The sequence below is a fragment of the Rhizobium indigoferae genome (assembly GCF_034554815.1).
Taxonomy (GTDB): Bacteria; Pseudomonadota; Alphaproteobacteria; order Rhizobiales; family Rhizobiaceae; genus Rhizobium; species Rhizobium leguminosarum.
The window spans coordinates 4,357,186-4,375,987 of the sequence record NZ_CP140635.1 but is presented as its reverse complement, the minus strand read 5'-3'; the positions used below and the strand labels follow the sequence as shown (position 1 = coordinate 4,375,987).

Below are 18,802 nucleotides of genomic sequence, written 5' to 3'. Positions count from 1 at the left end.
AGTGACTTGAGCACCGTCGAAACAACGCAGGAGGCGCGGCCCCGAAAGGGCCGTGCCGGCGCCTTTGCAAAGGCGTTAGGGCGGTTTTTGTTTGCCGCCGTCACCACCTATCTCGGCCTGCTGGCCGTCACCTTCTTCATCGGCCGCGTCGTGCCGATCGATCCCGTGCTCGCCATCCTTGGCGATCGCGCGCCCAACCATGTCGTCGAGCGCGTGCGCCAGGAGATGGGCTTCAACCTGCCGCTCTACCAGCAGTTCTTCATCTATATCAAAGGCATCCTGTCCGGCGATTTCGGCAATTCGGTCCTGACGACCAATCCGGTGATGGTCGATATTCGCCGTGCATTTCCGGCGACAGTGGAGCTCGCGACGCTCGGAACGCTGATCGGCGCTTTCGTCGGCGTGCCGCTCGGGGTTCTCGCCGCGGTGCGCCGCGGCAGCATCGTCGACCAGGTGGTGCGGGTCATCGGCTTGATCGGTTATTCGGTGCCGATCTTCTGGCTGGCGCTGATCTCGCTTGTGATCTTCTATGCGCAATTGCGCTGGGTGGCCTTTCCCGGCCGCATCGACATCGTCTTCGAATATACGTTCACGCCGATCACCGGCTTCTACCTTCTGGACAGTGCCTGGCAGGGGCAGTGGGATGTGTTCTACGATGTGTTCCGCCACATCATCCTGCCCGCATCCCTGCTCGGCTACTTCTCGCTTGCCTATATCAGCCGGATGACGCGCAGCTTCATGCTGAACGAGCTTTCCCAGGAATATATCGTCGCCGTACGTGCCAAGGGGCTTTCGGAAACGCGGGTGATCTGGGGCCATGCGCTGCGCAATGCCGCCGTGCCGCTCGTTACCGTCATTGCGCTTTCCTATGCCGGCCTGCTCGAGGGATCGGTGCTGACCGAGACCGTCTTTTCCTGGCCAGGCATCGGGCTCTACATCACCAATTCGCTGCAGAATGCCGACATGAACGCCGTGCTCGGCGGCACGATCGTCATCGGTACGGTCTTCATCGGTATCAACCTTCTGTCCGATCTTCTCTACCGGACGCTCGACCCGAGGACGCGAAACCGATGACGGCCAATGCCAGCCCATCTCCTGCGATGAGCCGCCGCGAATGGCTGCTCTCCGACCGGCCGCAATCGCGCCTGCAGGCCCGCCTCGGCCGCACCTATGTCACCTGGCGGCAGTTTACGGCAAACAGGCTCGCCGTCGTTGGTCTGCTGATCATCGTGGCGCTGCTTTTCATCGCCGCCTTCGCCGATGTGCTCGCCACGCATAATCCGGTGGTCGGCGATCTGCGCAATGCCCGCCTGCTGCCGCCCGGCACGGGGGAATTCTGGCTCGGTTCGGATGACCAGGGTCGTGATATTTATTCCCGGCTGATCTACGGATCGCGATTGACGCTCCTTGTCGTCGCGCTCGTCGCCATCATCTCGGCGCCGATCGGGTTGATCGTCGGCACCGTCTCCGGTTATGCCGGAGGCTGGGTGGATGCGACGCTGATGCGCATCACCGATATCTTCCTTGCCTTTCCGAAGCTGGTGCTGGCGCTCGCCTTCGTCGCCGCTCTCGGTCCCGGCATCCAGAACGCGATCATCGCCATCGCCATCACCTCCTGGCCGCCCTATGCGCGCATCGCCCGTGCCGAGACGCTGGCGGTCCGGCGTTCCGACTATATTTCGGCGGTGAAGCTGATGGGTGCCTCGCCGCTTCGCATTGTCGTGCGCCATATCATGCCGCTCTGCATTTCCTCGCTGATCGTGCGCGTGACGCTCGACATGGCGGGCATCATCCTGACGGCGGCCGGTCTCGGTTTCCTCGGCTTGGGCGCGCAGCCACCATTGCCGGAGTGGGGTGCGATGATCGCCTCGGGCCGGCGCTTCATCCTCGATCAATGGTGGGTCGCGGCGATGCCCGGCATCGCCATCCTCATCGTCAGCCTCGGCTTCAATCTCCTCGGCGACGGCCTGCGCGACGCGCTCGATCCGAAGGAGAGCGGCCAATGACGACACTTCTGACGGTGGACAAGCTCAAGGTCAGCTACCCCACGCGCACGGGCGTGATTGAGGCCGTGCGCGGCGTCTCCTTCACGCTCGGCAAGGAAAGGCTCGGCATCGTCGGCGAATCCGGTTCCGGCAAGTCGCAGACCGGACGGGCGATCATGGGCCTGACGCCGAAACACGGCATCGTCACGGCCGACAGGCTTAATTTCAACGGCATCGATCTGATCAATGCGTCTGCCGGCGAAAGGCGCAGGCTGCGGGGCAAGCGCATCGCCATCATCCTGCAGGATCCGAAATATTCGCTCGATCCCGTCATGTCCATCGGACGGCAGATCTGCGAGACACTGCGCACACATGAGAAGGTCGGCAAGGCGGAGGCGCGCGAGCGCGCGCTCGCCATGCTGGAAGCGGTGCAGATCCGCGACCCGAAGCGTGTCTTCGACCTGCATCCGCACGAAGTTTCGGGCGGCATGGGGCAGCGGGCAATGATCGCCATGATGCTCATTGCCGGACCTGAACTGCTGATTGCCGACGAGCCGACCTCGGCGCTCGACGTGACGGTGCAACTCGACGTGCTGAGGATCATGGACAAGCTGGTGTCCGAGCGCGGCATGGGGCTGATCTTCGTCTCCCACGATCTGAGGCTGGTCTCTTCCTTCTGCGACCGCGTCATCGTCATGTATGCCGGAAAGATCGTCGAGGAACTGGCGGCGGCCGATCTCAAACATGCGCAGCATCCCTATACGCAAGGACTGCTGAATTGCATGCCCGAGATCGGTGCAAACCGCCATCCGCTGCCGGTGCTCGACCGCAAGCCGGAGTGGGCGGCATGAGCGCAGCTCTTCAAGTCGACAATCTCAGCGTCGTCTACGACCATTTTCATGCGCTGAAGGATGTCAGCATCGCCGTCGAACGCGGCGAATCCTTTGGCCTCGTCGGTGAGTCCGGCTCGGGAAAATCGACCTTACTGCGGGCCGTTGCCGGGCTTGCGCCGGTAAGCAGCGGCGCGATCCACATCGACGACGAAGTGTTGAAAGGGTCGAAGCGCAGCAAAGTCTTCTACCGGCGCGTGCAAATGGTCTTCCAGGATCCTTATGGTTCGCTGCATCCGCGCCAGACCATCGACCGGCTTCTGCTCGAACCGCTTGCAATCCACGGCATCGCCGACAGCGAGAAGCGCATCGCCCGGGCGCTCGACGAGGTCGGCCTCGGCAATGGTTTCCGTTTCCGCTACCCGCACCAGCTTTCTGGCGGCCAGCGCCAGCGTGTGGCGATCGCCCGGGCGCTGATCGTGGAACCGGCGATCCTGCTGCTCGACGAGCCGACATCGGCACTCGACGCCTCGGTGCAGGCGGAGGTGCTGAACCTGCTGGAGCAGATCCGACGCGACCGCAAGCTCACCTTCGTGATGGTGAGCCATGATCTCGGTGTCGTCACCCATATGTGTGAACGGCTCGCCGTGATGCGCAACGGCGTCGTCGTCGAGCGGTTGAGCTCGCAGGAACTGGCGGCGGGTGCGGTTCACGAGGACTATACGAGAAATTTGATGATCGCGAGCAAGGGTTTCGTCAAAGCCTGAAGGCCAATCTTTTCAAATCTTTGAAAAGAAAAGATCGGCGGCGCTGTTAAGGATAATGTTTTCCTAAAAGACGACCATTCAACTAGACTATTGACAGCTGCCTTGCTTCTGTCATGATCCCGTTAACGTTTGTTAGCTTTCGTGATCGATGGAGGTTGAAGCATGTTCTTTCTCGGTGGGATGACCATGGGCTACCTCGATCCTCCGGTGAAAACCGATCGCCGGGAACAGATTTCGGTATCCCTTCCCGCGGAAAAGGACCGCCGGCTGATCGAGGCTTCCTCCAACCCGCCTGAGAAGGAGAGTGCCGTCGAGCGCTCGTTGATCTGGGCATGGCGCACGCTCTGCTAAAAGGGCTGGTTGAATATTCTCTTCCGTTCGCTCTAGACGGAATTTTATCTCTACCTACTTGATAGAGAAAATAAGAATATAAGCGCGAGCCGCACAACCGGCCGCACGAGAACAACGGAGGCGACATATGGCAGATCTGGGTATTTCGCATGCTCACGTGAACCAGTATGGTTCCGTACCGACCAAGAAGCCGCTCACCACGCGCCACAGGCTTCAGACGGTGCTTCATGGAGCGATCTTCACCGCGGCGTTCCTGTTCGTCGTGGCCATGGTTTGCGGCGTCGTCGGGTAATCCGGTGGATGATTAAGCGTCGGCAGGTGCCGGCGCTGCGGCGGTTTCCGCCCTTATTGAATTCCGAACATTAATTTGTCTCGGCTTTCCCACTCGTCATCATTCTTCTATTCTTTTCACGCCGTCCAAAGCGCGCCGCGGCGAACTTGCTCATGCGCGGGGTGCAAGCTCGCCCAAATCGCTGTCAGGCGTAGGATCTGGCGATCGTCTTCTCTTCTTTTTCTGAAATCGAAGCTGTTGATCGCCGGGACCAGGGGCCGGCATCTTCGTCATTCCCACCGCCCAGACAAGCTCGGCGGGCAAGCGGCGAACGTCTCTTGACTTGAATTATCCCGATAGTGTCCAAATTTTCGACATGGCTTTCGCGGAGAAGGTATCGATGGTCTCGATCCCGTCGGGCCGCGTCCTGAACCAGGGCTTAGCCCGTTTGCATCGCTTGCCAAGTGTCGTTCACCCCCACTTCATCGATCTTTGAAGATTAGGGCTCCGTTCATGTAGCAGTCATGATAAGCAGTGCAAAAGGCTGAGCAAACAGCCATAACTTCGTTTGGATCCAGAACCGAACCCATGTCTATTTCCAATCTTTCTCCGAGCCTTTCGCGCGAACCCGAGACGAAGCAGATCGATCATAACGATTCGATCCGCTCGACCTATCTTTCCATCGAGGACATCAAGGCGATGGGCGATGCGGTCGCCCGCAACGGCGTCGACAAGCTGCCGGCTTTCGCTCCGTTCGATTTCTTCGCCCGCCATAAGGAAAACGAGAAGGAAATTCTGCGTGTCTACCGGACCACGGCGACCGACGTCGAAGCCGGCGAGACGATCACGCCGGCGGCAGAATGGCTGCTGGACAATCATTATATCGTCGAAGAGGCGATCCAGGAGGTGCGACGCGACTTCCCTCGCCGCTTCTATCGCGAATTGCCGACCATGGTCGTCGGTGGCGTCGAGGTGCCGCGCACCCTCGTGCTTGCCTGGCTCTATGTCGCTCATACCCATAGCACGATCTCGCAGGAAAGCCTGACGGCGCTGGTCGATGGCTTCCAGGCCAGCGAGACGCTCAGGATCGGCGAACTCTGGGCGTTGCCCTCCCTCGTGCGCTATGTGCTCGTGGAAAACCTTCGCCGCATTTCGAGCCGTGTCGAAGCTAGCCGCCGCCTGCGCCGCCGCGCCAACGAGGCGGCCGATGAATTGGTGCGCCTAACGGATCCAGCCGGGGCGACCGCCTATCTGAAGACGCTGGAATCGCTTGCCGAGGACAATACCTTCTCGACGCAGTTCCTCTATCGCCTGCGCGACGGCTCGCAGACGTCGAGCCTGGCGATCACTTGGCTCGACGCGCGGCTGGAAGAGCTCGGCCGCAACACCGAAGAGACGACGACGGCCGAACACAGCCGACTTTCTTCCGGCAACGTGACGATGGGCAACATCATCCGCAGCCTTCGCGAGATCGATGACGCCGAATGGTCGGTCTGGGTCGAGCAGGTCAGCCATGTCGACAAGCTGCTCTGGGAGCATTCGGATTACGGCATCCTCGATTCCGGCTCGCGCAACAAATATCGCAAACAGATCGAGAAGCTGGCCAAGCGCTCGCCGCTGACGGAAATGGAAATCGCCCAGCTGGCGCTCGACATGACTGACGCCGCCAAGGCCTCCGACGAGCCGCAGCCGCACGAACCGAATGTCGGCGGCTTCCTGTCCGGCGCGCAGCGGCCGAAGCTCGAAGCACGCGCGAACTATCGCCCGACGGTCATCCAGCATTTCGTGCGCGCCGTGCGCCGGTTCAACTGGCTGGCGATTGCCGTGCCCGTCATGCTGCTGACCATCATCGCCATGGCGATCGTCGGCAAATTCATGGCGAATGCCGGCATGGGTGCGTTTGAAATCGCCCTGCTGCTGATCATGTTCTCAGTGCCGGCGTCGGAGGGGGCGACAGGTCTCTTCAACACCTTGCTATCCTTCTTCGTGACGCCGGCACGCCTCGTCGGCTACGAGTTCAAGGAAGGCATTCCGGAAGATGCGCGCACGCTGCTCGTCGTGCCCTGCCTGATCTCGAACCGTGACAGCGTCGACGATCACGTGCGCAATCTCGAGGTTCATTATCTCGCCAATCCGCGCGGCGAGATCTATTTCGCGATGCTCAGCGACTGGCCGGACAGCGAGGTCGAAGAAACGCCTGCCGATCTCGAGGTTCTCGATTATGCCAGGCGCGAGATCGCCAATCTCTCCGCCCGCTATGCCTATGACGGCAAGACGCGTTTCTATCTGTTGCATCGCCGCCGCCTCTACAATCCCGCGGAAGGCGTCTGGATGGGCTGGGAGCGCAAGCGCGGCAAGCTGCATGAGCTGAACATGCTGCTGCGCGGCGACCGCGACACGACCTATCTGCCGGGCGCCAATACCGTGCCGGCCAACGTGCAATATGTCATGACGCTCGATGCCGATACGCGCCTGATGCGCGATGCCGTCACCAAGCTCGTCGGCAAGCTCTATCATCCGATCAACCGCCCGGTCATCAATCCGAAAACCGGCCGCGTCGAAAGCGGCTATGGCGTCTTGCAGCCGCGGGTCACGCCGTCGCTGACGACAGGCAAGGACGCGTCGGTCTTCCAGCGCGTCTTTTCCATCAACCGTGGCCTCGATCCTTATGTCTTCACCGTTTCCGACGTCTATCAGGATCTCGCCGGCGAAGGCACCTTCACCGGCAAGGGCCTTTACCATGTCGATGCCTTCGAAGCGTCGTTGAAGGGCCGGATCGACGAGAACTCCGTGCTCAGCCACGATCTTCTCGAGGGCTCGATGGCGCGTTGCGCGCTCGTCACCGATCTCGAACTGGTGGAGGATTTCCCGATCCGCTACGAGGTGGAAACCTCGCGGCAGCATCGCTGGGCACGCGGCGACTGGCAGCTTCTCCCCTACATGTTCAATCCGAAATACGGCGTCACGGCACTCGGCCGTTGGAAGATGTTCGACAATCTGCGCCGCTCGCTGACGCCGATCGCCTGGTTCTTCGCCTCCGTGCTCGGCTGGTATTTCATGGGGCCGCTCGGCGCGCTCATCTGGCAGATTCTGCTGATCTTCTGCCTCTTCGTCGCGCCGACGCTGTCGCTCATCAACGGCATCATCCCGCGCACCAGCGATATCATCGCCCGCGCCCATCTCTATACGGTCTGGTCCGATATCACGGCCGCCAACGCGCAGGTTGCGCTGCGCATCGTCTTCATCGCCGATTCGGCTTGCATGATGGCGGATGCGATCGGCCGTTCGCTCTATCGCCTGTTCGTCAGCCGCAAGCTGATGCTGCAGTGGCGGACCGCTGCCAGCGTTCAGGCCGGCGGCCAGGGCACGTTGATCTCCTATTACAAGGCGATGTGGCATGCACCGGCATTGGCGCTGCTGGCGCTCGGTTTCGCAGCCCTTCCCGGCGACAACGCCTTCCTTGTCGGCATTCCCTTCGCGCTGCTGTGGATACTGTCGCCTGTCGTCGCCTGGTATGTCAGCCAGTCGGCGGAGACCGAGGACCGGCTCGAGGTCGCCGATTCCGTGTCGAGCGAGCTGCGCAAGATCGCCCGGCGCACCTGGCGTTATTTCGAGACCTTCACGACGGCCGAGCAGAACTATCTGCCGCCGGACAATATCCAGGAAACGCCGCATGTGATTGTCGCGGCGCGCACCTCGCCGACCAATATCGGCGTCTATCTGCTTTCCGTTGTTTCCGGCCGGCATTTCGGCTGGTTCTCCTTCGAGGAGACGCTCGAACGGCTGGAGCAGACGATCGCGACGATCGACAGAATGGAGAAATTCCGCGGCCATCTGTTCAACTGGTATCACACTGACACGCTGCAGACGCTGGGGCCCCGTTACGTCTCGGCCGTCGACAGCGGTAATCTCGCCGGCCATCTGATCGCCATTTCGTCGGCCTGCCGCAACTGGGCAGAGGCGCCGTCCGCCCATATGCAGGGCAATCTCGACGGCGTCGGCGACACGGCCGGCATTCTCCGCGAAGTGCTGGCGGACCTGCCCGATGACCGCAAGACCGTGCGCCCGCTGCGCCGGCGCCTGGAGGAGCGCATCGTCGGCTTCCAGAACGCGCTTGCCGCCGTCAAACGCGAGCACGAATTCGCCTCGATCCGCATCATCAACCTTGCGGTTCTCGCGCGCGACATCGAGAAGCTCGCTGCCAATCTCGACCATGAGGTCAAGTCGAAGCAGAGTGAAGAGGTCACCCAATGGGCGGCATCCCTGGTGAAGGTTTGCGAGGCGCATATTTCCGACAGCACCTTCGACCTTTCCAAAGTCGATGCGCTGAGGCCGCGCCTGGTGGCGCTGCGCGACAAGGCGCGCGATCTCGCCTTCTCGATGGATTTCGGCTTCCTGTTCCGGCCGGAGCGGCGTCTGCTGTCGATCGGCTATCGCGTCGAAAGCGGTGAACTCGACCAGGCCTGTTATGACCTTCTCGCCTCGGAATGCCGCCTGACCAGCCTTTTCGGCATCGCCAAGGGCGACCTGCCGACGGAACACTGGTACCGCCTCGGCCGCCAGGTCGTGCCTGTGGGGTCGCGCGGTGCGCTGGTTTCCTGGTCCGGCTCGATGTTCGAATATCTGATGCCGCCGCTCGTCATGCAGGAGCGCGGCGGGGGTATTCTCAACCAGACCAACAATCTGGTCGTCGTCGAGCAGATGAATTACGCCCGCAAGCTCGGTATTCCCTGGGGCATTTCGGAAGCGGCCTTCAATGCCCGCGACCATAACCTCAATTATCAGTACACGAATTTCGGCGTGCCCACGCTCGGTCTGAAGCGCGGCCTCGGCCATAATGCCGTCATCGCGCCCTATGCCTCGCTGCTCGCCAGCCAATACGATCCGCCGGCCGCGCTGGAAAACCTGCAAAAGCTGCGCAAGCTCGGCGCACTCGGCAAGTTCGGCTTCCACGACGCCGTCGACTTCACGCCGACGCGCGTGCCGGAAGGCAAGAAATGTGCGGTGGTCTACAATTATTATGCACATCATCACGGCATGTCGATTGCGGCGGTCGCCAACGTCGCCTTCAACGGTCATCTGCGCGAGCTCTTCCACGCCGATCCCGTCATCGAGGCGGCGGAGTTGCTGCTGCAGGAAAAGGCGCCGCGCGATATTCCTGTCATGAGCGGCAAGCATGAATCCGACACACCGGCCAGCATCCAGGACGATCTCCTGCGGCCGGAGCTCCGGAAGATCAACGATCCGGCTTCGCGTGACCGCGAACTCGTCTTCCTGTCGAACGGTCATTATTCGGTGATGCTGACGGCGACGGGCGCGGGTTATTCCCGCTGGAACAATCTTTCCGTTTCCCGCTGGAAGCCTGATCCGACTGAAGACCGCTGGGGCAGCTTCATCTTCCTGCGCGATACCGCCACCAACGAATGGTGGTCGGCGACATCAGAGCCGAAGGGCGTCGAAGGCGAAAAGATCAAGGTCGAATTCGCCGACGAGAAGGCGCAGTTCACCAAGATGGTCGGCGACCTCACAAGCGAGGTGGAATGCATCGTCGCCACCGAGCATGATGCCGAGGCCCGTCGCGTCACGCTGCTCAACATGGGCACGGAAGACCGTTTCATCGAGGTCACCTCCTATCTCGAACCGGTGATCACCTCCGACGATACCGACAATGCACATCCGGCATTCGCCCGCATGTTCGTCAAGACAGAGATCGGCAAGCGCGGCGACGTCATCCGCGCCGAACGCAACAAGCGCGACCCGAACGAGCCGAATATCAGCATCGCACATCTGATCGTCGACAATGCCGGCGACACCCGCCATACCGAATTCGAGACCGACCGGCGCAAGTTCATCGGCCGTGGCCGCAGCCTTGCCGATGCGGCGGCCTTCGATCCGGGTGCCACGCTTTCCGGCAGCGATGGCTTCATGCTCGATGCCGTCATGTCGCTGCGTCGCACCGTCCGCGTACCGGCCGGCAAGAAAGTCAGCGTGATCTTCTGGACGATTGCGGCGCCAAGCCGCGAGGAAGTCGACAAGGCGGTCAATCGCTACCGTCATCCCGATGCCTTCACCCACGAGCTCGTCCAAGCCTGGACACGCACGCAGGTGCAGATGCGCCATGTCGGCGTCACCTCCCAGCAGGCGGCCGCCTTCCAGCATCTCGGACGCTACCTCGTCTATCCCGACATGCAACTGCGCAAGGACGAGGCGACCGTCGAGGCCGGCCTGCAGTCGCAATCGGCGCTCTGGCCGCTGGCGATCTCCGGCGACTTCCCGATCTTCACGCTGCGCATCAACGATGACATGGACCTCGACATCGCCCGCGAGGCGCTGCTGGCGCAGGAATATATGCGCTCGCGCGGCGTCACCGCCGATCTCGTCATCATGAACGAACGCGCTTCGTCCTATGCGCAGGACATGCAGCATGCGCTCGACGCCATGTGCGAAAACGTGCGCCGCATGGGCCAGGCCGACGGGTTGCGCCAGCATATCTTTGCGGTTCGCAAGGACCTGATGGAAGAAGCCACTTATCATGCGCTGATCGCGGCTTCCCGCGTCACGCTACACACCAAGAACGGCAAGGTGGTCGACCAGATCAACCGCGCCGTCGCGCTGTTTGCACCCTCCAAGGAGGAACTGCAGGAAATGGAACGGGTCGAGCGCAACAAGGCCCCCGTCAAGCGTGTTGCGCCGGTGCCGCCACCTGTCGTGCCCGCCGTCATCATCGAGGAGGAAGGCGATCTCGACTTCTGGAACGGCATCGGCGGCTTTGCCCGCGACGGACGCGAATATGTCGTTCGGCTGCCTGGAGGTCATGCGACGCCGCAGCCCTGGATCAATGTCATTTCCAACGACAGCTTCGGCTTCCATGTGTCGGCCGAGGGCTCGGGTTTCACCTGGAGCGTCAATTCGCGCGACTATCAGCTGACCTCCTGGTCGAACGATGCGGTGGTCAACCGTTCGGGCGAGGCATTCTATCTCACCGATCTGGACAGCGGTGCCGTCATGACGCCGTTCGCAGCACTTTCCCGCCGGCCGGACATCCGTTTCGAAGCCCGCCACGGGCTCGGTTATTCCGTCTTCTCCAGCGTTCAGCACGATATCGCGCTTGAGCTGACGCAGACGATCGACCGCGAAAAGCCGGTGAAACTGCAACGCCTGCGCCTGCGCAACACCGGTTCGACTGGCCGCAAGCTGCGTCTCTACGGTTATGTCGAATGGATTCTCGGCAGCAATCCGGGACGCACGGTGCCTTTCATCCTGTCGAGCCATGATGAGGAGACGGGGGCGCTGTTTGCCACCAATCCCTACAGCATCGATTTTTCCAACCGCACCGCCTTCTTCGCGGCGAGCGAGACACTTTCGAGTTTCTCGGCAAGCCGGCGCGAATTCATCGGCAAGGCGGGGACGATCCAGGCACCGCAGGCCGTCACTTCCGCCGCCGCTCTTTCCGGCGCGACGGAACTCGATGGTGATCCGGCCGCGGCGCTTGCAATCGACATCGAGCTCGGCGCCGGCGAAGAGCGCGACTTCACATTCTTCCTCGGCGATACGCCGACGGAAGAAGAAGCGCGCACTGTCATCGCCAATATCCGCAAGGTTTCGTTCGACGAGACCGTCGAGGCAAACCGCGCCTTCTGGCGGGATTTCACCGGCAGGCTGCAGATATCGACTCCAGATCGCGGGATGAACAATCTCGTCAACACCTGGCTGCCCTATCAGAGCCTCGGCTGCCGCATCATGGCCCGCACCGCCTTCTACCAGGCAAGCGGCGCCTTCGGCTTCCGCGACCAGCTGCAGGACACGCTGGCCTTCGTGCTGCACGAACCCTCGCTTGCCCGCCGCCAGATCCTGAATGCCGCTTCGCGGCAATTCCGCGAAGGCGATGTACAGCATTGGTGGCTGCCGGGAACGGGTGCGGGCGTGCGTACGCTGATCTCCGACGACGTCGTCTGGCTCGCTTACGCGATCCACCACTATTGCAGCGTCACCGGCGACAAAAACGTGCTCGACGAGGAGATCGCCTTCCTGGAAGGGCCGGCACTGCTCGAAGGCCAGCACGACTCGTTCTACAAGCCGGAGATCTCCGAGAACAAGGCGAGCGTCTACGAACACGCGGCGCTGGCACTCGATCTCGCCATCGCTCGCAAGGGGGCCAACGGCCTGCCGCTGTTCCTTGGCGGCGACTGGAACGACGGCATGAACCGCGTCGGCGTCGGCGGGCGCGGCACCAGCGTCTGGCTCGGCTGGTTCCTGGCGGGGGCATTGCGCTCCTTCATTCCCTATGCCGAAGAGCGCGGCGACACGGCCCGTGCAGAGCGCTGGTCGGCGCATCTCACCGAGCTGAAGAAGGCGCTGGAAACTGCGGCCTGGGATGGCGGCTACTATCGCCGCGGCACGTTCGACGACGGTGCGCTGCTCGGCTCCAGGGAAAGCCCCGAATGCCGGATCGATTCGATCGCGCAGTCCTGGAGCGTGCTGTCGGGCGAGGGCGATCCGGCCCGCGCCGTCACGGCGATGGATGCGGTGCTCGATCAGCTGGTCGACGAGGATGCCCGCATCATCCGGCTGTTCACGCCGCCTTTCGTCAATTCCGCCAGGGATCCCGGCTATATCAAGGCCTATCCGCCGGGCGTGCGCGAAAACGGCGGGCAATATACCCATGCCGCGACCTGGGTCGTGATGGCGCTGGCGGAGCTGAAGCGGGGCGACGATGCCTTCCGCTGCTTCCAGATCCTCAACCCGATCACCCATGCGCTCGACAAGGCTTCAGCGGAGCAATACCGCGTCGAACCCTATGTCGTTGCGGCCGACGTCTACGGAAACGAGCCTTATACGTCGCGCGGCGGCTGGACTTGGTATACCGGGTCAGCCGGCTGGCTCTATCGCGCCGCCGTCGAGGGCATCCTCGGTATCCGGCTGAAAGACGGCCGGATTTACGTGCGCCCGTCGCTCCCTTCGGAATGGGACGGTTTTGCGGCAGAGGTGGAGCAAGGCGGCGGCAAATACCGCATTTCGGTCTCAAAAGCGTCCAATGACAGCGGCTACACTCTGTCAATCAACGGCTGCGAAGTCACCGATCCCGAAGAGGGATATCCGCTCGGATAACAGCGTTCTCCACGCTGAAAAAGACGGCGATTCGCGACGGCCAAAAGGGAACCCTTTTGGCCGTCGTCGCGTTTGCAAATCGGATAATAAGGAGAGACCAATGGCAAGCACGCCGACCCAAGCCATCGTCACGGGGCGCAGTTCCCTATCCGCAGCTGCGTCAGTGCGTGACACGAGGCTCGACGTCTTGCGTGGCGTGGCCCTGATCATGATCTTCATCAATCATGTTCCCGGACAGATTTTCGAATATGTGACGACGAAGAATTTCGGTTTCTCCGATGCCGCCGAGGCCTTCGTGCTGATCTCCGGCATTGCCGTCGGCCTTGCCTATGGGGGCCGCTTCCAGCCGGGCAACCGGCTCACGGTGGCGATCAAGTCGGCAAAGCGCGCCTTCACGCTCTATCTCGCCCATATGATCACCACCTTCATGACGCTGGCGCTCTTTCTCTGCGGTGCGTGGCTGTTTCATAGGCCGGGGTTGCTGGTCGAGATCAATATCCTGGCGGTTTTGATGAACCTGAAGGAAGGCATTCCAGCGCTGCTGCTGCTCGGCCACCAGATCGGCTACAATAATATCCTGCCGATGTACGGGGCGCTGATGCTGATGGTGCCGGTCATCCTGCTCTTGAATGCGCGAAGCCCTTGGCTGGCGCTCGGTGTCTCGGGCACGGTCTGGCTGCTTGCGGGCATCTACGAAGTGGCGCCGCACAACATGCTGATCGAGGGCTATTGGTTCCTCAATCCGCTCTCCTGGCAGTTCCTGTTTACGATCGGCATCGTGTCGATGCTGCATATCAAGCGCGGCGGCACGATCCCGCAGCATCCGCTGCTGCTGACGGTTGCTGCCGGTTACGTCATGCTGTCCTTCATCTGGGTGACCGGCCATCTCTGGATTTTCGGCAACTCGCTGGCAGCACTTGGCCTGCCGCCTGTCATCACCGGTTTCGACAAGACCTTCCTGTCGCTGCCGCGGCTGCTGCATGTGCTGGCGCTGACCTATCTCGTTATCAGCATCCCGGCACTGTCGCGTATCCTGCGCCGTCCTGCGGACCATCCGCTGACGATCCTCGGCCGCCACTCGCTGAACATCTTCGTCGCCGGCACGATCCTCGCCATGATCGGTCAGGTGGTGCTCTACATCACCAACAAGGACCAACTGATCGGTCCGCTCTTCGTGATCGCTGGGGTCGCGACACAATTCGCCTATGCCTATTATCTCGAACGCAAGCGCCAGCAGGGCAGGCTCAAGGGGAAACTTGTCGCCGATACCGCCACCATCCCTGTTCCTGTCCGCATTGGCAGAACGGCAAATGTCTATCGCCACAACGATCGGAAATAGAGCTCGGATTTGCCCGACATGAAGGAGCCGGCGGCCGATGGCCGCCGGCTCAATTTTTATGAACGAGGATATTCACCAGCTTGCCGAAGGGATCGCGCACATAGAAGCGCCTGACGCCCCAAGGCTCGTCGGCCGGGCCGTACTCGATCGGGAAGCCTGAGGCCGACATTGCCGCGAAAGCAGCATCGAGGTCGTCGACCTCGATCGAGAGGGCGGGCACCTCCGTTCCGGAACCGCCTTCGCTGGCGATGCTGAGCTGAACGTTCATCGAGCGCGGGGTGCCGAACGTCGTGATCCAGCCGTGATCCATCATGACGTCGAGACCGAGGATATCCTGATAGAAGCGCCGGGCCAGAGTGATATCCGGTGCCTGAATATTGGCGACGATGCGCAGGACCTTCATGGCTTCGCTCCCCGTTGCTCTTCGACTGGCGGAGGTTAGAGACTAGGAAAGATCGGCGAGGGGATCAATCGTCCAAGTCCCGCGGAGACGTTGCGGCGTCGGATACCCCTCGGCCATGCCGGGCATCTCCCCCACGGCCTTGATGCAATACTGACAGATGTTCGGAGACATGCCTGACACTTCCGTGATGATTTCTCGGGAGGTCGGCATGGTTTAGAGCCTCGTCAGATTGAAGCATTCCGCCCGAGCCGATCGCCTCTGCCCTGGTGGAAAGATGCTCGCCCACCGGCCGGCTTGGCCGTAGAGCCAGGCTACGATGCGCGCCGGCCGGTCGAGCATCCGACTCCGTTTGAGCCAACAGAATGCTTCAATCTGACCAGGAAAGGCTCTAGCGGCCGAGGTCGATTGCGGACGAATATTTGGAATTCTGCCGGCTGGCAGAGCTTGAGGGGGAGAACGTATCTGAGCTTTGCCAGCGCCACTACATCAGCCGACAGACCGGCTACGTCTGGCTGCGGCGCTTGCGGGCGGGCGAGCCGGTGGAGGACTGCTCCCGCCGGCCGCATGCCAGCCCATGGCGCACGGGAGCCGATCTCGAACATGCGGTTGCTTGATATCCGGGACGAGCATCCGGCCTGGGGGCTCGCAAGATCGCCCGCCGGCCGCAGGATCTCTGGACCTTTGCCGCCGTCGGCGACGACGGGCGTCGGCCGCTCGATCATTGAACTCCTTTGGGCCAACAGAATGCTTCAATCTGACCAGGAAAGCCTGCCAGGTCTCAGAGCAAACAAAAAGGCCGGAAGGAGCTACCCTTCCGGCCTTTATCTTGAAACCCGAACCGATCAGGCGGCTTCGGTGGCATGGGCCTTGCGGACTTCTTCGTCCGTCAGGATGCCGCTGGCGCGCAGCAGGGCGGCGAAGCGGCCGTTGCTGTGGCTGAGTTCGTCGAAGCTGCCCTGTTCGACGACACGGCCGTCATCTAGGAAGAGCACCATATCGGCTTCGCGGACCGTCGACAGGCGGTGGGCGATGATGAAGGTGGTGCGGTTCTGGCGCAGGTTGTCGATTGCCGCCTTGACGCGGGCTTCGGTTTCGACGTCGAGCGCCGAGGTCGCCTCGTCGAGCACCAGGATTGGCGCGTCCTTCAGAATGGCGCGAGCAATCGCGATACGCTGGCGCTCGCCGCCGGAGAGCTTGTTGCCGCGTTCACCGACATGCGTATCGTAGCGCTCCTCACGGGTCTCGATGAAGTCGGCGGCGGCGGCGGCTTCGGCCGCACGGCGCATTTCCTCTTCGCTGGCGCCTTCGCGACCAAGGCGGATATTGTCGCTGATCGAACGGTTCAGCAGGCCCGCATCCTGGAAGACGGTGGCGATGTGGCGACGCAGCGACTTACGGGTCACCTTGGTGATATCGGTGCCGTCGACGAGGATCTTGCCGCCCTGGGCATCATAGACACGCTGCAGCAGGTTGACGAGCGTCGTCTTGCCGGCGCCGGTCGGGCCGACGATCGCGACCGTCTGGCCTGCCTTCACCGAGAAGGAGACGTTATGCAGGCCCTGCGAGCTGTTGCCGAAGCCGAAGGAGACGTCGCGGAATTCGATCGCACCCCTGACGTCCTTGATTTCGCCGTTGCCGGCCGGCTCTTCACGTTCACGCACCGAGTCTTCCAGCGCATAGAATTCCTCGAGCTTGGAACGGGCCTCGAAAATCTGCGTAGCGAACTGGCGCATCAGGTCGAGGCGGCCGATCAACAGGTTGGCGAAGCCGATAAAGGCGATGACGTCGCCGACGCGCAGCTGGCCGGCCTGGACGAGCATGGTGCCGATGATCAGGACCACCATCATCGCGATGGTCGACGCCATGCGGTTCAGTGCGCTGGCGATCGCCCACCAGTCGAGCACCGGATACTGCGCTTCGAGCAGACGGTCGGCGAAGGATTTCAGCGCCCTGGTTTCGGCCTCGATGCGGTTGTAGCTGTGCAGGACAGAAACGTTGCTGATCGAGTCGCTGACATGCGAGAAGACGGTGTGATAATGGTTCTCGACCGAAGCCTGGCCGTCCTTGGTGCGGCTCATGACGACGCGGCCGATCAGCCAGTAGGCGATGGCGAGCACCATGAGTACGGCGGAAAGGCGCAGGTCCATCGACATTGCGGTCGGTATCAGAAGGGCAAGCGCGATGACCGTCGACAGATGGTTGCGCATGAATTCCAGCCAGAGGCCGAACAGCGTCTCGCAGGCGCGCAGCAATGTATGCAGCGCGTTGGAGGTGCCGCGCTGATGGTGCCAGCCGAGCGGCATGGAAATGATGCGGCCGAAGGCTTCCGTCAACAGCGTCGCTCGCCGGCCATGGGCCAGTCTGTCGGCCTCGCGGGCCACCAGGACGAAGGCAATGGTGTTGAAGACGGCGAAAGTCGCCCACATGAAGAGGATGGGCTTGACCTCACCCTTGCCCGAAATCGCATCGATAATGCGACCGAACAGGATCGGCTCCGCGATGGTGATCGTCGCAAGAACAATGTTTGCGACAACGACCAGGGATACGCGCAGCTTGTAGGCGCCAAGATAGCGCAGAGCTCTTGCATAGACCTTGAATAGCGTCACGTCGAACCTCTTGTGCATCTGCGAAAACGGGATGATGCGATGCTACAAAAGCCTACCTGAACGGGCGATTAACGGAGTAGTCAGGGTTCGATCGATGTGATGATTGCCGCGATCGTATTATCGCAGGATGCGACGAGTGGCCATGACGCCGAAATTGCCGCCTGGCCATATCTCGCAACAATTTGCGCTTGCATTTTATTAAATGTTTAGCACAGCATTAAATTACCGACTGCATTTATTAAAGAAGACCGTTTCGCGACCAGTTTGACCAGCCGCCGACGGCCTCATGCGGGCAACAGGTCCGGGCAAGGGGCATTTTTGTGAATATTAATTCGTTAATTCAATTGCTTGTAATTCTGGAAGAATGCTCAAATCCTGAAGCTGTCGTCACCGAGCTGGAGCAGATCCTCCACGGTTGCGGTTTCGAATATTACGGCCTGCTGCGTCATTTGCCGCAGAACCCGGTGCAGCAGAATCCAGAGTCCTGGGCTGCGGCGCTGGCCGGCCGCTGGCCGGAGCATTGGCCGCGGATATATGCCGCGAAAAAATATGCTCTGATCGATCCGATGGTGCGCTATCTCGGCCACGCGCAGCGGCCTTTCCGCTGGCGGGAGGCGATGGCGGCCTTCCACAAGGATGCGCATCAGCGCCGCATGGAGCAGATGATGGTCGATGCCTTCGGCCACGGACTGGAGGACGGCTACATCTTTCCGATCCACGGACGCAACGGTACTCTCGCCAGCCTCAGTCTCGCCGGCAAGCCGATCGAGTTGTCGCCGGTGGAGATCGCATTGTTGGAGGCGGTGGCGCGCAAGGCCTTCTGGCGGTTGCTCGATCTGAAAGGCGAGGCGCCGGCGCTGGAAACCGTCCTGCCGGCCGACACGCCGCTGACGCGGCGCGAGATGGAAATCCTGCATTATCTCGCCGAAGGCATGACTTCGATGGAGATCAGCAAGATGCTGAAGATCTCAAACCACACGGTCGATTGGTATATGAACGGTCTGCAGGATAAACTGAAGGCGAAAAACAGGCAGCAGGCGGTGGCGCTTGCCTTCCGCCACGGCCTGATAAGTTAGAGCAATTCCGCTTCTCATCGAAGCGGAATTGCTCTGATTTTTATTTTTGCGCAACTCCAGACGGAA

Annotated in this window: 12 protein-coding genes; 10 read left to right on the top strand and 2 right to left on the bottom strand. The window is 61.4% G+C overall.

The features are described 5' to 3' along the window. Positions 1-6: 6 nt before the first annotated feature. From U5G49_RS21505 to U5G49_RS21470, 8 genes are all read left to right on the top strand, one after another. Positions 7-1,074 carry an ABC transporter permease gene (locus U5G49_RS21505; protein ID WP_018244088.1) on the top strand — a complete coding sequence of 356 codons (1,068 nt, stop codon included), beginning with the start codon at positions 7-9 and terminating at the stop codon, positions 1,072-1,074. After that, a complete protein-coding gene (locus tag U5G49_RS21500; protein ID WP_193444552.1) occupies positions 1,071-2,006 on the top strand; it encodes an ABC transporter permease in 936 nt (311 codons plus the stop codon). The genes U5G49_RS21505 and U5G49_RS21500 overlap by 4 nt, the downstream gene beginning before the upstream one ends. Next, a complete protein-coding gene (locus U5G49_RS21495) occupies positions 2,003-2,836 on the top strand; it encodes an ABC transporter ATP-binding protein (RefSeq protein ID WP_193444553.1) in 834 nt (277 codons plus the stop codon). Before U5G49_RS21500 ends, U5G49_RS21495 begins: the two co-directional genes overlap by 4 nt. Next, a complete protein-coding gene (locus U5G49_RS21490; protein ID WP_193444554.1) occupies positions 2,833-3,582 on the top strand; it encodes an ABC transporter ATP-binding protein in 750 nt (249 codons plus the stop codon). The genes U5G49_RS21495 and U5G49_RS21490 overlap by 4 nt, the downstream gene beginning before the upstream one ends. Positions 3,583-3,744: 162 nt before the next feature. Next, entirely contained in the window at positions 3,745-3,933 is a 189-nt protein-coding gene (locus U5G49_RS21485; RefSeq protein WP_018244084.1) for a hypothetical protein, read from the top strand. A 127-nt stretch (positions 3,934-4,060) separates the two neighbouring features. Further along, positions 4,061-4,225: a hypothetical protein gene (locus tag U5G49_RS21480; RefSeq protein WP_018244083.1), complete on the top strand. Its 165-nt coding sequence runs from the start codon at positions 4,061-4,063 to the stop codon at positions 4,223-4,225. Between the two features lie 567 nt (positions 4,226-4,792). Beyond that, positions 4,793-13,312 carry a GH36-type glycosyl hydrolase domain-containing protein gene (locus U5G49_RS21475; RefSeq protein ID WP_193444555.1) on the top strand — a complete coding sequence of 2,840 codons (8,520 nt, stop codon included), beginning with the start codon at positions 4,793-4,795 and terminating at the stop codon, positions 13,310-13,312. A 100-nt stretch (positions 13,313-13,412) separates the two neighbouring features. After that, entirely contained in the window at positions 13,413-14,651 is a 1,239-nt protein-coding gene (locus tag U5G49_RS21470; protein WP_193444556.1) for an OpgC family protein, read from the top strand. A gap of 49 nt (positions 14,652-14,700) precedes the next feature. Here U5G49_RS21470 and U5G49_RS21465 read toward each other — a convergent pair whose 3' ends face one another. Beyond that, positions 14,701-15,054: a VOC family protein gene (locus U5G49_RS21465; RefSeq protein WP_193444557.1), complete on the bottom strand. Its 354-nt coding sequence runs from the start codon at positions 15,052-15,054 to the stop codon at positions 14,701-14,703. A gap of 419 nt (positions 15,055-15,473) precedes the next feature. On the opposite strand from U5G49_RS21465, the gene U5G49_RS37150 reads away from it, so the two are divergent. After that, positions 15,474-15,668, top strand: a complete 195-nt coding sequence (locus U5G49_RS37150; protein WP_193444558.1) for a helix-turn-helix domain-containing protein — start codon at positions 15,474-15,476, stop codon at positions 15,666-15,668. A 228-nt stretch (positions 15,669-15,896) separates the two neighbouring features. Here the strand turns inward: U5G49_RS37150 and U5G49_RS21460 are convergent, their stop codons facing one another. After that, entirely contained in the window at positions 15,897-17,660 is a 1,764-nt protein-coding gene (locus tag U5G49_RS21460; protein ID WP_026188556.1) for a glucan ABC transporter ATP-binding protein/ permease, read from the bottom strand. Between the two features lie 320 nt (positions 17,661-17,980). Here U5G49_RS21460 and U5G49_RS21455 point away from each other — a divergent pair, with 320 nt between their 5' ends. Then, positions 17,981-18,736, top strand: coding sequence for a helix-turn-helix transcriptional regulator (locus tag U5G49_RS21455; protein ID WP_018244077.1), 756 nt, complete (start codon positions 17,981-17,983; stop codon positions 18,734-18,736). The last annotated feature ends 66 nt before the right edge of the window (positions 18,737-18,802 follow it).